Raw genomic sequence first — 14,000 nt, 5'->3', positions numbered from 1 at the left:
GAATATCTTAAGAACCGCGCAGATTTATGTCAGCGCCATCCGCAATTGATACGCCGCCTGCTGCGCCATTTCCACCGAGCTGATGTTGGTAAACGACAGCAATATTCCTCCCTTTCCTGCTGAAGTTATTCGCCAGCGGCTTAACGCCTGAACCGCCAGCCCGGCCTGATTCGCTTTGCGCACTAGCGCAACATCATCTCCGTCGACAGTTATCACCAACTGAATCCCTCCTTCCTGAGGAATGACGTTAAATCCTTGTTCGCTCAGCGCGTTTTCCATCCATTGACGTCGCAGGGCATAATTCTGGCGCATACGTTTTAAGTGCCGCCAGAAGTGGCCATCTTGCATAAAATCCGCCAGCGTTTGCTGCCATAAAACCGGAACGCTACAGGCCGTTAGCGCCGCCTGCTGACGAAAATGTTCGACCTGAGTCAGGGGTACCGCCAGCCATGCCGTGCGCAAAGCCGGAAACATCGATTTGCTGAACGTTCCGGCATAAATCACCCGCTGGGGCGCATCCAGACTTTTTAGCGGCGGCAACGGTTTACCGTGGTAGCGAAATTCACTGTCGTAATCATCTTCAATGATCCACGCCTGCGCCCGAGTCGCCCATTCAAGCAGTTGGTGGCGACGGTCTAATGACAGGGCGACGCCCAGCGGACTTTGGTGTGCGGGTGTGAGCAGCACAAAACGCGCCTGCGGGTAGTCACGGATCCCAGCACAGACATCCAGACCATCGGCATCAACCGACACCGGCATCAGCTCAATGCGCTCCTGAGCCACCACGGGGTGAATCAACGGAAAGCCAGGATCTTCGACCCACATCCCCTCACCGGGTTGAGACAGAGCGCGCAGGATTAACGTCATTGATGCCGCGTAACCTGAAGTAATAAAAATCTGCTCCGGCTGGCACTCAATACTGCGTGAGACGCGCAGGTAATCGACAATCGCCTGACGTAAAACCCGTTCGCCGCAAACATCGCCCACGGCCAGGTCAAAACGCGTTTGGGTGCGTAAACGCCGCCCCATCACCCGCGCCCAGACGTCCCGCGGGAAGAGATCGAGTGCGGGTAATCCCATCTGAAAAGGCTGCGGCCTGGGGTTTTCTCCGGCGAAGATGGCGGGAGACACAGGTGCGTTTTCCGGTCGCAGTTGCTCACTGACAAATGTTCCTGCCTGCCCGCGTCGCGCGAGCCAGCCCTGCGCCACCAGATCTGCAAAGGCATTTTCCACCGTCGAACGTGATACCCCCAGCTCCTGGGCCCAGGTCCGACTGGAGGGCAATCTTGTGCCTGGCTTTAGTTCACCTTTCTCAATGGCGTTTTTTAACTGACGGGCAATTTGCTGATAGCGTGGCATTTATGGTCTGCTTTTTTGGCAACAATATGGCTCTCTGTAGCAGTCCATTATAGTGCTACATTGCGGGTCATCCAAACGAGGAGAAATACCATGACAATGTTACGCCAGCCCTATTATGAACTCAGTCCTGAAATCTATAACGCTTTGGTTCAGGCCAGCAAAGCGCTGGAAAACTGCGCGCTGGAACCTACGCTGACGGAACTGATTTACCTGCGAGTCTCGCAAATCAACAGCTGCGCCTTTTGCCTAGAAATGCACAGTAAGGCGCTGCGCAAATCCGGTGTTGCGCAGGCCAAACTGGACGCGCTGGCAGGCTGGCGGGTGAGTCATCACTTCAGCGAGCAGGAGCGTGCGGCGCTGGCGTGGGCCGAATCCGTCACCCATATAGCCAGCACCCATGCCGAAGATGACGTTTATCTGCCGCTGCTCGACCATTTTAGCGCGAAAGAGATTAGCGATTTGACGTTTGCTATTAGCCTGATGAACTGCTTTAACCGTCTGGCGGTAGGGATGCGCATGTGATTCTGCGCTGCCGGATGGCGACATAAACGCCATCCGGCAACCTGCCATAGTTTCTATCACCTCCTCCGTCACGCTCATCACCCATGCCCTCATCAATCTAAAATTACCATATCTTGTATGGTTGAATCTTTTTAAAACTACATCTAGTATCTCCTCTATCAAGACACACACAACCTGACGCCCTCTATCGCGTCATTCTTTTACTTTTAGATGGAAATACGAATAATGCGCATTGTTATTTACACTCGTAACAACTGTGTTCAGTGCCACGCCACTAAGCGGGCGATGGAAAGCCGCGGGTTTGACTTTGAGATGGTAAACGTCGATTTACACCCCGATATGGCTGATCGCCTGCGCGATCAAGGCTTTCGTCAGTTACCGGTCGTGGTCGCAGGGGAAACCAGTTGGTCAGGATTTCGCCCGGACATGATCAACCGTCTGCGCCCGGCTCCTCAAGTGGCCAGCGCATGAGTCAGCTCGTCTACTTTTCCAGCAGCTCCGAAAATACGCACCGCTTCATGCAGCGTCTGGGGCTGCCTGCCATCCGCATTCCGCTTAACGAACGCGAGCGGATCCGGGTAGACGAACCTTACATTTTAATCGTGCCCTCCTACGGTGGCGGCGGTACAGCTGGCGCGGTCCCGAGACAGGTGATCCGCTTTTTAAACGATACGCACAACCGGGCGTTAATCCGTGGAGTGATCGCCTCCGGCAATCGCAATTTCGGGGACGCCTACGGTCGCGCGGGTGATGTCATCTCACAAAAATGCGGCGTGCCGTGGCTCTATCGCTTTGAGCTGATGGGCACCCAAAGCGATATCGACAACGTGCAAAAAGGAGTGAGCGAATTTTGGCAACGACAACCACAGAACGTGTAGAACAGCAGACGCTGGATTATCACGCCCTGAACGCCATGCTGAATCTGTACGATAAGGCCGGGCGCATTCAGTTCGCCAAAGACCATCAGGCGGTGGAGGCATTCTTTACCGCCCACGTCCGCCCCAACTCGGTGGCGTTTGCCAGCCAGCAGGCGCGTCTGGACACGTTGGTGGATGAAGGCTATTACGATGCCAGCGTGTTAGCCCGCTACGATCGCGCGTTTGTGCTGAAGCTATTCGCCCACGCCCACGCCAGCGGATTCCGTTTCCAGACGTTCCTCGGCGCATGGAAGTTCTACACCAGCTATACGCTGAAAACGTTCGACGGGAAGCGCTATCTCGAAGACTTTGAGGATCGCGTAACGATGGTGGCGCTCACGCTGGCGCAGGGCGATGAAGCGCTCGCTCTGCAACTGACCGATGAAATGCTCTCCGGGCGTTTTCAACCCGCCACGCCAACCTTTTTAAACTGCGGTAAACAGCAACGCGGCGAGCTGGTTTCCTGCTTCCTGTTACGCATTGAAGACAACATGGAGTCAATTGGACGGGCGGTCAACTCGGCGCTGCAACTCTCCAAACGCGGCGGCGGCGTGGCATTTTTGCTCTCTAACCTGCGTGAGGCAGGTGCCCCCATTAAGCGCATTGAGAACCAGTCCTCTGGGGTGATCCCGGTAATGAAAATGCTGGAGGATGCGTTTTCTTATGCGAATCAATTAGGGGCGCGTCAGGGTGCAGGCGCGGTGTATCTGCACGCGCATCATCCGGATATTTTGCGTTTTCTCGATACCAAACGTGAAAACGCCGACGAGAAAATCCGTATCAAAACGCTCTCGCTTGGTGTGGTGATCCCGGATGTCACCTTCCAGTTAGCCAAAGAAAATGCCCAAATGGCGCTGTTTTCACCGTATGACGTGGAACGCATTTACGGCAAACCATTCGGTGATATCGCCGTAACTGAACGGTATGACGAACTGGTTGCCGACAAACGAGTGCGCAAAAAATACATTAACGCCCGCGATTTCTTCCAGCGGCTGGCCGAGATCCAGTTCGAGTCCGGCTACCCTTACATCATGTTTGAAGACACGGTGAATCGCGCCAATCCGATTGCCGGTCGAATCAATATGAGCAACCTGTGCTCGGAGATTTTGCAGGTTAATAGCGCTTCCACCTACGATGAAAACCTCAATTACGCACAAACAGGGCACGATATCTCCTGCAACCTCGGCTCGTTGAATATTGCTCATACCATGGATTCGCCAGACTTTGGGCGCACCGTGGAAACGGCGGTTCGCGGTTTAACGGCCGTTTCGGACATGAGCCATATCCGCAGCGTACCCTCAATTGAGGCCGGGAACAGCGCATCGCACGCCATCGGTCTTGGGCAGATGAACCTGCACGGGTATCTGGCACGGGAAGGTATCGCCTACGGTTCACCTGAAGGGCTGGATTTCACCAATCTCTATTTCTACACCATCACCTGGCATGCGCTGAATACGTCGATGAAGCTCGCCCGCGAGCGCGGCAAAACCTTTGCCGGATTCAGACAGTCCCGCTACGCCAGCGGTGAGTATTTTAACCAGTATCTGCAGGGCGACTGGCAGCCAAAAACCGCCAAGGTTCGCACACTGTTTGCCACCAGCGGCATTATGCTGCCAACGCGCGAAATGTGGTCGCAGCTGCGTGAAGATGTCATGCGCTACGGCATTTATAACCAGAATTTACAAGCGGTTCCGCCAACGGGTTCTATCTCCTACATCAACCATGCGACATCAAGCATTCACCCGATCGTGTCAAAAGTGGAGATTCGCAAAGAGGGCAAAACCGGGCGCGTTTACTACCCTGCCCCGTTTATGACCAATGAGAATCTGGCCTTGTATCAGGACGCCTACGAGATTGGTCCACAAAAAATCATTGATACCTACGCTGAAGCAACGCGGCATGTCGATCAGGGGCTTTCACTGACGCTCTTTTTCCCCGATACCGCCACCACTCGCGATATCAACAAAGCGCAGATTTACGCCTGGCGTAAGGGCATCAAATCGCTGTATTACATCCGACTACGCCAGTTGGCGCTGGAAGGAACCGAAATCGAAGGTTGCGTGTCATGCGCGCTGTAAGGAGGACAACATGACATTATCCCGCGTGAGTGCCATCAACTGGAACAAGATTGAGGATGATAAAGATCTCGAGGTTTGGAATCGCCTGACCAGTAACTTCTGGCTACCGGAAAAGGTCCCGCTCTCCAACGATATCCCGGCCTGGCAAACGTTGAACGCCGCCGAACAGCAGCTGACTATCCGCGTTTTTACCGGGCTGACGCTGCTCGACACTATTCAGAACATAGCCGGTGCACCTGCATTGATGGCCGATTCGTTAACGCCGCATGAAGAGGCGGTGCTATCGAATATCAGCTTTATGGAAGCGGTGCACGCCCGTTCGTACAGCTCAATTTTCTCCACTCTTTGCCAGACCAAAGACGTGGATGCGGCTTACGCGTGGAGTGAAGAAAATACCCCACTCCAGCGCAAGGCGCAGATCATTTTGACACATTACGCCAGCGACGAACCGTTGAAGAAAAAAATTGCCAGCGTGTTTCTGGAATCCTTCCTGTTCTATTCCGGCTTCTGGTTGCCAATGTATTTCTCCAGCCGCGGAAAACTGACCAATACCGCCGATCTCATTCGTCTGATCATTCGTGATGAAGCCGTTCACGGGTATTACATTGGTTATAAATATCAAAAAGGTCTGGAGCACATTTCTGAATCCGCACGCGAGGAGTTAAAGAATTTTGCCCTCGATCTGCTGATGGAATTGTATGATAACGAAGCGCGTTATACGGAAGAATTGTATGCAGAAACCGGCTGGGTGGATGACGTCAAAGCCTTCCTTTGCTACAACGCCAATAAGGCATTAATGAATTTGGGGTATGAGGCATTATTCCCGCCAGAAATGGCGGAGGTTAACCCGGCAATCCTTGCTGCGCTGTCGCCCAACGCTGACGAAAACCACGATTTCTTCTCAGGTTCCGGCTCATCATACGTGATGGGAAAAGCTGTCGAAACCGAAGACGACGACTGGAATTTCTAGCACTCATTTCCGCGGGAAATACCGTACATTTTTCGCGGAAATATTTTAACAGGATCACACTTTTGTCGTGCAAATATAATTGTGTGATCTACACTCAATATCAGCCGCATTATTCGCCTGCATTTCAGCAATTCAGGCGACTTTTCATTGCCATTTACAAAAAATATTACCCCATTCACATTCGCGCTCAGCCCTTATATCACGGGAAGTCCCGCCACATGGCCTTCAGCAATATTCGTGCCACAAACAAATTCAGGGTTGTCTCAGATTCTCAGTATGTTAGGGTAGAAAAAGGTCACTATTTCCATCAGGTAATATATCGATATAAACAAATAACAGGAATCATTCTATTGCATGGCAATTAAATTAGAAGTTAAAAATCTCTATAAGATATTTGGAGAGCATCCGCAGAGAGCCTTCAAATATATTGAAAAAGGACTTTCAAAAGAGCAGATTCTGGATAAAACAGGGCTATCGCTTGGCGTTAAGAACGCCAGTCTGGCCATTGAAGAAGGCGAGATATTTGTCATCATGGGATTATCCGGTTCGGGTAAATCCACAATGGTACGCCTTCTCAATCGCCTGATTGAACCCACCCGCGGGCAAGTATTGATTGACGGCGTAGACATCGCCCGGATATCCGATGCAGAGCTTCGCGAGGTGCGCAGAAAAAAGATTGCGATGGTTTTCCAGTCCTTTGCCCTGATGCCGCACATGACGGTCCTGGACAATACGGCATTCGGCATGGAATTAGCCGGTGTTGGCGCGGATGAACGTCGTGAAAAAGCGTTAGATGCGCTGCGTCAGGTTGGTCTGGAGAATTATGCTCACGGATACCCGGATGAACTTTCCGGAGGGATGCGCCAGCGTGTGGGCCTCGCCCGTGCATTAGCCATTAACCCTGACATCTTATTAATGGATGAGGCCTTTTCTGCCCTCGATCCGTTAATTCGTACCGAGATGCAGGATGAACTGGTAAAACTACAGGCGAAACATCAACGTACCGTGGTCTTTATTTCCCACGATCTCGACGAAGCTATGCGTATTGGCGACAGAATTGCCATTATGCAAAACGGTGAAGTGGTCCAGGTCGGCACGCCAGATGAAATCCTGAATAATCCGGCCAATGATTATGTACGCACCTTCTTCCGCGGCGTTGATATTAGCCAGGTCTTTAGTGCCAAGGATATTTCACGTCGTAGCCCTGAAGGTTTAATTCGTAAAACGCCCGGGGTCGGTCCACGTTCAGCGCTGCAATTATTGCAGGACAAAGATCGAGAATATGGTTACGTGATCGAGCGCGGCAATAAATTCGTCGGCGTTGTCTCTATCGACTCTTTAAAAACAGCATTAAGTCAGGCGCAAGGTATTGAAGCGGCATTGATCGATGAGCCGTTAGCCGTGGATGCGCAAACTCCTCTCAGCGAGTTGCTTTCTCATGTCGGCCAGGCCCCGTGCGCGGTGCCGGTTGTTGATGAGGAACAACAGTATGTGGGCATCATTTCAAAACGCATGCTGTTACAGGCTTTAGATCGTGAGGGGGCAAACAATGGCTGATCAAACCAATCCGTGGGATACCACACCAGCGGCCGACAGTGCCGCACAAACCGCCGATGCCTGGAGTACGCCATCAGGCGCGCCAGCTGACGGCGGTGGCGCAGACTGGCTGACCAGCGCACCCGCGCCGGCGCCAGAGCATTTCAATATTATGGATCCGTTCCATAAAACGCTGATCCCGCTGGATAGCTGGGTCACAGAAGGGATCGACTGGGTCGTTACCCATTTCCGTCCGGTCTTCCAGGGCATTCGAGTCCCGGTGGATTATATTCTCAACGGCTTCCAGCAGCTTCTGTTGGGTATGCCTGCCCCGGTGGCGATTATCCTGTTCGCTCTGATTGCCTGGCAGATTTCCGGCGTTGGAATGGGCGTTGCTACGCTGATTTCATTGATTGCAATCGGGGCCATCGGCGCGTGGTCGCAGGCCATGATCACCCTGGCGCTGGTACTAACCGCGCTGCTGTTCTGCGTGGTGATCGGTCTACCCATGGGGATCTGGTTGGCGCGCAGTCCACGGGCGGCAAAAATTGTTCGTCCGCTGCTGGACGCCATGCAAACCACACCGGCGTTCGTCTATCTGGTGCCGATCGTCATGCTGTTTGGTATTGGTAACGTCCCGGGCGTGGTGGTGACGATTATCTTCGCCCTGCCGCCAATCGTGCGTCTGACCATTCTGGGGATTAACCAGGTGCCAGCCGACTTGATTGAAGCCTCGCGCTCATTTGGCGCCAGCCCGCGTCAGATGCTGTTTAAAGTGCAGCTCCCGCTGGCGATGCCTACCATTATGGCCGGGGTCAACCAGACGCTGATGCTGGCGCTCTCAATGGTCGTCATCGCGTCGATGATCGCCGTCGGCGGACTGGGTCAGATGGTTCTGCGCGGAATCGGTCGTCTGGATATGGGGCTTGCCACCGTCGGCGGGGTTGGGATCGTGATCCTCGCCATCATTCTCGACCGCCTGACGCAGGCTGTCGGTCGCGACGCCCGTAGCCGTGGCAACCGTCGCTGGTACACCACCGGTCCCGTAGGGCTTATCACTCGCCCATTCACGAAGTAATTCACCCGTTGCCCGGTGGCGCATTGCTTACCGGGCCTATACGTCCCTCCAATAATTAAGGAACAACGATGCGACAGAACGTCATTATTGCCACAGCGTTTGCCACCCTTGTCTCCACCAGCACTTTCGCTGCCGATCTGCCAGGCAAAGGCATCACTGTACAGCCAATCCAGAGCACTATCTCTGAAGAATCCTTCCAGACGCAACTGGTCGCCCGTGCGCTGGAGAAACTGGGTTATACCGTTAACAAAACAAGCGAAGTTGACTACAACGTCGGCTATACCTCCATTGCCTCTGGCGATGCAACTTTTACCGCTGTGAACTGGCAGCCGCTGCATGATGATATGTATGCCGCAGCGGGCGGAGACAAAAAGTTCTATCGCGAGGGGGTATTCGTTACGGGTGCCGCGCAAGGTTATCTGATCGATAAAAAAACCGCTGAGCAGTATAAAATCACCAACATTGCCCAGTTAAAAGATCCGAAGATCGCCAAAATCTTTGACACCAACGGCGACGGAAAAGCAGACATGATGGGCTGCTCGCCGGGCTGGGGCTGCGAAGCGGTGATCAACCACCAGAACAAAGCCTTCGATCTGGAAAAAACCGTCGAGGTCAGCCACGGTAACTATGCGGCGATGATGGCTGACACCATTACCCGCTTTAAAGAAGGCAAACCCATTCTTTACTACACCTGGACACCGTACTGGGTGAGCGACGTTATGAAACCGGGTAAAGATGTGGTCTGGCTGCAGGTGCCGTTCTCTTCCCTGCCAGGCGAGCAGAAAGACATTGATACCAAGCTGCCTAACGGCGCCAACTACGGCTTCCCGGTGAACACTATGCATATCGTCGCCAACAAAGCCTGGGCGGAGAAAAACCCGGCTGCGGCGAAACTGTTTGCCGTCATGAAGCTGCCGCTGGCGGATATCAACGCGCAGAACGCGATGATGCACGACGGGAAAGCATCTGAAGCCGACGTACAGGGTCACGTTGACGGCTGGATCAAAGCCCACCAGCAACAGTTTGATGGCTGGGTGAAAGAAGCGCTGGCTGCGCAGAAATAACCCCCTCGTAGGTCTGATAAGCCTAGCGCCATCACACCAATGCCGGATGGTGGCGCGATGCGCCTTATCCGGCCTACACGCCCTCCTCCCAACCGCACAATCCATCACCCAACAAATCAGCAACATTTAATCACTTACGTTATGATTGTTTTCTGCAACCCATTTTTCAGTTGAAAACCATGACGAAAACCACTCAGGGACTTAGCCCTTCGCTGATCCTGTTAATGTCTATCGCCACCGGCCTCGCCGTCGCCAGTAACTATTACGCGCAGCCGCTGCTCGACACCATCGCACGTAACTTTTCGCTATCGGCCAGTACCGCTGGCTTTATCGTCACCGCGGCCCAACTCGGCTATGCCGCCGGCCTGCTGTTTTTAGTACCGCTTGGCGATATGTTTGAACGCCGGATGCTGATCGTCTCCATGACGCTGTTAGCAGCAGGCGGCATGCTTATTACCGCCAGCAGCCAGTCGCTGGGCATGCTGATCCTCGGCACCGCCCTGACCGGGTTGTTCTCGGTAGTGGCACAGATTCTGGTTCCACTGGCGGCGACGCTTGCCACGCCGGATAAGCGCGGTAAAGTTGTCGGCACCATTATGAGCGGCCTGCTGCTGGGTATCCTGCTGGCGCGCACCGTGGCGGGATTACTGGCCAATCTTGGCGGCTGGCGCACCGTATTTTGGGTCGCATCGATATTAATGGCGCTGATGGCGATTGCGCTGTGGCGCGGTCTGCCGAAGATGAAATCAGATACTCATCTCAACTATCCGCAACTGTTAGGCTCCGTATTCAGCCTGTTTATCCATGATAAATTGCTGCGTACCCGCGCGATGCTGGGCTGCCTGACCTTTGCCAATTTCAGTATTCTCTGGACCTCTATGGCGTTTTTGCTCGCCGCGCCGCCGTTTAACTACTCCGAAGGAACGATCGGGCTGTTTGGCCTGGCAGGGGCCGCAGGGGCGTTAGGCGCGCGTCCGGCAGGTGGTTTTGCCGATAAGGGAAAATCACATCTCACCACGACCACAGGTCTGTTATTACTGCTGCTCTCCTGGTGGGCTATCTGGTTAGGGCATAGTTCCGTACCAATGCTGATTATCGGTATCCTGGTCCTGGACCTCACCGTTCAGGGCGTGCATATCACCAACCAGACGGTTATCTATCGCATTCATCCGAACGCGCGTAATCGCCTGACCGCCGGATACATGACCAGCTATTTTATTGGCGGGGCGGCAGGTTCGCTGATTTCGGCCTCCGCCTGGCAGCATGCCGGTTGGGCTGGCGTTTGTCTGGCCGGTACGACCGTTGCCCTACTCAACCTGTTGGTCTGGTGGCGAGGATATCACCGTCAGGAAGCCGTAAATTAAGCATATAGCGTATGTTTACCGCTGATTGGGCTCCGCAGGGTGTTAAGGAGCCCATCAGTCTGCTAAGGTTATAACTCATTGAACCAAGTTATATTAATTTCGGTAATGAAACCTATAACCCTATGGAAAGCCCGATATCCCAGTCTGAACCCAGTTCTGCGACGCTAACTGAAGGATTCAAAGACAGCCTGCCAATAGTCATCAGCTATATTCCGGTCGCTTTTGCATTTGGTCTCAATGCCACTCGCCTTGGCTTTACTCCGGTTGAAAGCGTGTTTTTCTCCTGCATTATCTATGCGGGAGCCAGCCAGTTTGTCATCACCACAATGCTCGCCGCAGGCAGTTCTTTGTGGGTCACCGCACTGACCGTCATGGCCATGGATGTACGCCATGTTTTGTACGGACCTTCCCTGCGTAGCCGAATCGCCCAGCGACTGAGCAAACCCAAAAGCGCGCTGTGGGCCTTTGGCCTCACCGATGAAGTCTTTGCCGCCGCCACGGCGAAGCTGGTACGGGATAACCGGCGCTGGAGTGAAAACTGGATGATCGGCATTGCGCTATGCTCCTGGGCCTCCTGGGTGTTTGGCACGGTGATCGGCGCGTTTTCCGGTAGTGGTTTACTCAAGGATTACCCGGCAGTTGAAGCCGCGTTGGGCTTCATGCTCCCGGCGCTGTTCATGAGCTTCCTGCTCGCCTCTTTCCAGCGTCAACAAGCACTCTGCGTGACTGCAGCACTGGCCGGCGCGCTGGCTGGCGTCATGCTGTTTTCCATTCCTGCCGCCATCCTTGCAGGCATTGTCTGCGGATGTCTGACGGCTCTTATCCAGTCATTTTGGCAGGGAGGTCCCGATGAGCTATGAGGTCCTGCTGCTTGGCCTGTTGGTCGGCTGCGTTAACTACTGTTTTCGTTATTTGCCGCTCCGTCTTGGAGTGGGGAATGTTCGCCCGACGAAGCGCGGCGCGACGGGCATATTACTCGACACCATTGGCATTGCATCAATTTGCGCCCTGTTGGTGGTGTCTACCGCGCCAGAAGTGATGCACGATTCTCGTCGGTTCGTGCCTACGCTGGTGGGGTTTGTCATACTGGGCGCAAGCTTCTATAAGACCCGCAGCATCATCATTCCAACCTTACTGAGTGCTCTGGGCTATGGATTAGCCTGGAAAATGCTGATTGTCTTATAGATAAAAACAATCATTTTAAATAAATAATACATTTACTTTATTTGTCACTGTCGTTACTATATCGGCTGAAATTAATGAGGTTATACCCAAATGGATAGTTCGTTTACGCCCATTGAACAAATGCTAAAATTTCGCGCCAGCCGCTACGAAGAGTTCCCTTATCAGGAAGTGCTTCTGACTCGTCTATGCATGCACATGCAGGGCAAGCTGCTGGAAAACCGCAATAAGATGCTGAAAGCTCAAGGGATTAACGAGACATTGTTTATGGCGTTGATTACGCTGGAGTCTCAGGAAAACCACAGTATTCAGCCTTCTGAACTGAGTTGCGCGCTTGGCTCGTCACGCACTAACGCAACCCGCATTGCGGATGAGTTAGAAAAACGTGGCTGGATCGAACGTCGCGAAAGCGATAACGATCGCCGCTGTCTGCATCTGCAATTGACCGAGAAAGGCCACGCATTTTTGCAAGAGGTGTTACCGCCTCAGCATAACTGCCTGCATCAGCTTTGGTCATCTCTCAGCACCACCGAAAAAGATCAGCTTGAGCAAATTACCCGTAAACTTCTGACCCGTCTTGACCAGATGGAACAGGATGGCGCGGTATTAGAAGCGTTGCGCTAACGCGCCGACTCGCTCAGAAATCCAGATTTATAAATGAAAAAACCGACAGGCCAGCACGCATACTGCTGGCCTGTCTGATAAACAGGTCGGCTCAGCCGATGTGAAAAAAAGAAGATCGTGGAGAACAACATGAGCGTAAATGCGGAGACTCAAACCCCGCAGCAACCGGTCAAGAAGAATGGCAAACGTAAAAGTATGCTGCTCCTTCTGACCTTGCTCTTTATTATTATTGCCGTGGCATATGGGATTTATTGGTTTTTAGTACTGCGTCATGTCGAAGAGACAGACGATGCGTACGTGGCAGGGAACCAAGTTCAAATCATGGCGCAGGTATCAGGCAGCGTGACGAAAGTCTGGGCTGATAATACTGACTTTGTAAAACAAGGCGATGTGCTGGTCACCCTCGACCAGACAGACGCAAAGCAGGCATTTGAAAAAGCCAAAACTGCGCTGGCTTCCAGCGTGCGTCAGACGCACCAGTTGATGATCAATAGCAAGCAGTTACAGGCAAGCATTGAAGTGCAGAGAACCGCGCTGGCGCAGGCACAAAGCGACTTTAATCGCCGTGTCCCGCTGGGCAACGCCAACCTGATTGGCCGCGAAGAGCTGCAACATGCGCGTGATGCCGTCGCCAGCGCTCAGGCTCAGCTTGATGTGGCTATCCAACAATATAATGCCAACCAGGCGATGATTCTCGGCAGTAAGCTGGAAGACCAGCCCGCCGTGCAACAGGCTGCCACTGAAGTGCGCAATGCCTGGCTGGCGCTGGAACGAACCAGAATCGTCAGCCCAATGACTGGCTATGTTTCCCGTCGTTCCGTGCAGCCGGGAGCGCAAATTAGCCCGACCACGCCGCTGATGGCGGTCGTTCCAGCCACTAACCTGTGGGTGGATGCCAACTTCAAAGAAACACAGCTCGCGCACATGCGTATCGGTCAACCTGCGACCGTTATCAGCGATATTTACGGCGATGACGTGAAATATACCGGTAAGGTTGTCGGGCTGGATATGGGTACGGGCAGCGCCTTTTCCCTGCTGCCAGCACAAAACGCAACGGGTAACTGGATCAAAGTCGTCCAGCGTCTGCCGGTGCGTATTGAACTAGATGCACAGCAGCTGGCGCAGCATCCGCTGCGTATCGGTTTATCTACGCTGGTTACGGTAGATACCTCAAATCGTGACGGACAAATTCTGGCAAGCCAGGTTCGCACCACGCCGGTATCAGAAAGTAATGCACGGGAAATCAACCTTGCTCCGGTCAATAAGATGATCGAAGAGATCGTGCAGGCCAACGCGGGCTAATTCA

At 53.4% G+C, this 14,000-nt stretch carries 14 protein-coding genes; 13 read left to right on the top strand and 1 reads right to left on the bottom strand.

Annotated features, from left to right (window positions below; translation table 11 throughout):
- Positions 1-24: 24 nt before the first annotated feature.
- Positions 25-1,359, bottom strand: a complete 1,335-nt coding sequence (locus tag O6D90_RS05260; RefSeq protein ID WP_271143257.1) for a PLP-dependent aminotransferase family protein — start codon at positions 1,357-1,359, stop codon at positions 25-27.
- A 90-nt stretch (positions 1,360-1,449) separates the two neighbouring features.
- Here O6D90_RS05260 and O6D90_RS05255 point away from each other — a divergent pair, with 90 nt between their 5' ends.
- From O6D90_RS05255 to emrA, 13 genes are all read left to right on the top strand, one after another.
- Positions 1,450-1,881, top strand: a complete 432-nt coding sequence (locus O6D90_RS05255) for a carboxymuconolactone decarboxylase family protein (RefSeq protein WP_016157296.1) — start codon at positions 1,450-1,452, stop codon at positions 1,879-1,881.
- 225 nt (positions 1,882-2,106) lie between these two features.
- On the top strand, positions 2,107-2,352 hold the full coding sequence (gene nrdH / locus O6D90_RS05250) for a glutaredoxin-like protein NrdH (protein ID WP_016157297.1): 246 nt from the start codon (positions 2,107-2,109) through the stop codon (positions 2,350-2,352).
- Complete coding sequence (nrdI, locus tag O6D90_RS05245) at positions 2,349-2,759, top strand: class Ib ribonucleoside-diphosphate reductase assembly flavoprotein NrdI (RefSeq protein ID WP_016157298.1); 411 nt, start codon at positions 2,349-2,351, stop codon at positions 2,757-2,759. Before nrdH ends, nrdI begins: the two co-directional genes overlap by 4 nt.
- The gene (gene nrdE / locus O6D90_RS05240; RefSeq protein WP_016157299.1) at positions 2,732-4,876 is read left to right on the top strand and encodes a class 1b ribonucleoside-diphosphate reductase subunit alpha; all 2,145 of its coding nucleotides are present in this window, start codon (positions 2,732-2,734) and stop codon (positions 4,874-4,876) included. Before nrdI ends, nrdE begins: the two co-directional genes overlap by 28 nt.
- Positions 4,877-4,886: 10 nt before the next feature.
- Entirely contained in the window at positions 4,887-5,846 is a 960-nt protein-coding gene (nrdF, locus tag O6D90_RS05235; protein ID WP_016157300.1) for a class 1b ribonucleoside-diphosphate reductase subunit beta, read from the top strand.
- Between the two features lie 354 nt (positions 5,847-6,200).
- Positions 6,201-7,403 (top strand): glycine betaine/L-proline ABC transporter ATP-binding protein ProV, encoded by a 1,203-nt coding sequence (gene proV, locus O6D90_RS05230; RefSeq protein WP_016157301.1) that lies wholly within the window; start codon positions 6,201-6,203, stop codon positions 7,401-7,403.
- Entirely contained in the window at positions 7,396-8,460 is a 1,065-nt protein-coding gene (gene proW / locus O6D90_RS05225) for a glycine betaine/L-proline ABC transporter permease ProW (protein WP_016157302.1), read from the top strand. The genes proV and proW overlap by 8 nt, the downstream gene beginning before the upstream one ends.
- A gap of 68 nt (positions 8,461-8,528) precedes the next feature.
- Positions 8,529-9,524 (top strand): glycine betaine/L-proline ABC transporter substrate-binding protein ProX, encoded by a 996-nt coding sequence (gene proX, locus O6D90_RS05220; protein WP_016154154.1) that lies wholly within the window; start codon positions 8,529-8,531, stop codon positions 9,522-9,524.
- Positions 9,525-9,703: 179 nt separating this feature from the next.
- Positions 9,704-10,888, top strand: coding sequence for an MFS transporter (locus O6D90_RS05215; RefSeq protein WP_016157303.1), 1,185 nt, complete (start codon positions 9,704-9,706; stop codon positions 10,886-10,888).
- Positions 10,889-11,010: 122 nt separating this feature from the next.
- A complete protein-coding gene (locus O6D90_RS05210; RefSeq protein ID WP_016157304.1) occupies positions 11,011-11,748 on the top strand; it encodes an AzlC family ABC transporter permease in 738 nt (245 codons plus the stop codon).
- Positions 11,738-12,073, top strand: a complete 336-nt coding sequence (gene ygaH / locus O6D90_RS05205; protein WP_016154157.1) for an L-valine transporter subunit YgaH — start codon at positions 11,738-11,740, stop codon at positions 12,071-12,073. Before O6D90_RS05210 ends, ygaH begins: the two co-directional genes overlap by 11 nt.
- A gap of 90 nt (positions 12,074-12,163) precedes the next feature.
- Positions 12,164-12,694, top strand: a complete 531-nt coding sequence (emrR, locus tag O6D90_RS05200; RefSeq protein WP_003037300.1) for a multidrug efflux transporter EmrAB transcriptional repressor EmrR — start codon at positions 12,164-12,166, stop codon at positions 12,692-12,694.
- A 129-nt stretch (positions 12,695-12,823) separates the two neighbouring features.
- Positions 12,824-13,996: a multidrug efflux MFS transporter periplasmic adaptor subunit EmrA gene (emrA, locus tag O6D90_RS05195; protein WP_016154158.1), complete on the top strand. Its 1,173-nt coding sequence runs from the start codon at positions 12,824-12,826 to the stop codon at positions 13,994-13,996.
- Positions 13,997-14,000 lie beyond the last annotated feature (4 nt).

Source organism: Citrobacter sp. 21OH12SH02A-Citro (assembly GCF_027919895.1).
Lineage (GTDB): Bacteria > Pseudomonadota > Gammaproteobacteria > Enterobacterales > Enterobacteriaceae > Citrobacter > Citrobacter braakii.
The sequence above is the reverse complement of the archived record's forward strand: the minus strand, read 5'-3'. Positions and strand labels throughout refer to the sequence as shown.

Excerpts from the sequence above, each read along its gene's own strand:
- O6D90_RS05260 (WP_271143257.1), bottom strand. The coding sequence starts at position 1,359 with ATGCCACGCTATCAGCAAATTGCCCGTCAGTTAAAAAACGCCATTGAG.
- O6D90_RS05255 (WP_016157296.1), top strand. The coding sequence starts at position 1,450 with ATGACAATGTTACGCCAGCCCTATTATGAACTCAGTCCTGAAATCTAT.
- nrdH (WP_016157297.1), top strand. The coding sequence starts at position 2,107 with ATGCGCATTGTTATTTACACTCGTAACAACTGTGTTCAGTGCCACGCC.
- nrdI (WP_016157298.1), top strand. The coding sequence starts at position 2,349 with ATGAGTCAGCTCGTCTACTTTTCCAGCAGCTCCGAAAATACGCACCGC.
- nrdF (WP_016157300.1), top strand. The coding sequence starts at position 4,887 with ATGACATTATCCCGCGTGAGTGCCATCAACTGGAACAAGATTGAGGAT.
- proV (WP_016157301.1), top strand. The coding sequence starts at position 6,201 with ATGGCAATTAAATTAGAAGTTAAAAATCTCTATAAGATATTTGGAGAG.
- proW (WP_016157302.1), top strand. The coding sequence starts at position 7,396 with ATGGCTGATCAAACCAATCCGTGGGATACCACACCAGCGGCCGACAGT.
- proX (WP_016154154.1), top strand. The coding sequence starts at position 8,529 with ATGCGACAGAACGTCATTATTGCCACAGCGTTTGCCACCCTTGTCTCC.
- O6D90_RS05215 (WP_016157303.1), top strand. The coding sequence starts at position 9,704 with ATGACGAAAACCACTCAGGGACTTAGCCCTTCGCTGATCCTGTTAATG.
- O6D90_RS05210 (WP_016157304.1), top strand. The coding sequence starts at position 11,011 with ATGGAAAGCCCGATATCCCAGTCTGAACCCAGTTCTGCGACGCTAACT.
- ygaH (WP_016154157.1), top strand. The coding sequence starts at position 11,738 with ATGAGCTATGAGGTCCTGCTGCTTGGCCTGTTGGTCGGCTGCGTTAAC.
- emrR (WP_003037300.1), top strand. The coding sequence starts at position 12,164 with ATGGATAGTTCGTTTACGCCCATTGAACAAATGCTAAAATTTCGCGCC.
- emrA (WP_016154158.1), top strand. The coding sequence starts at position 12,824 with ATGAGCGTAAATGCGGAGACTCAAACCCCGCAGCAACCGGTCAAGAAG.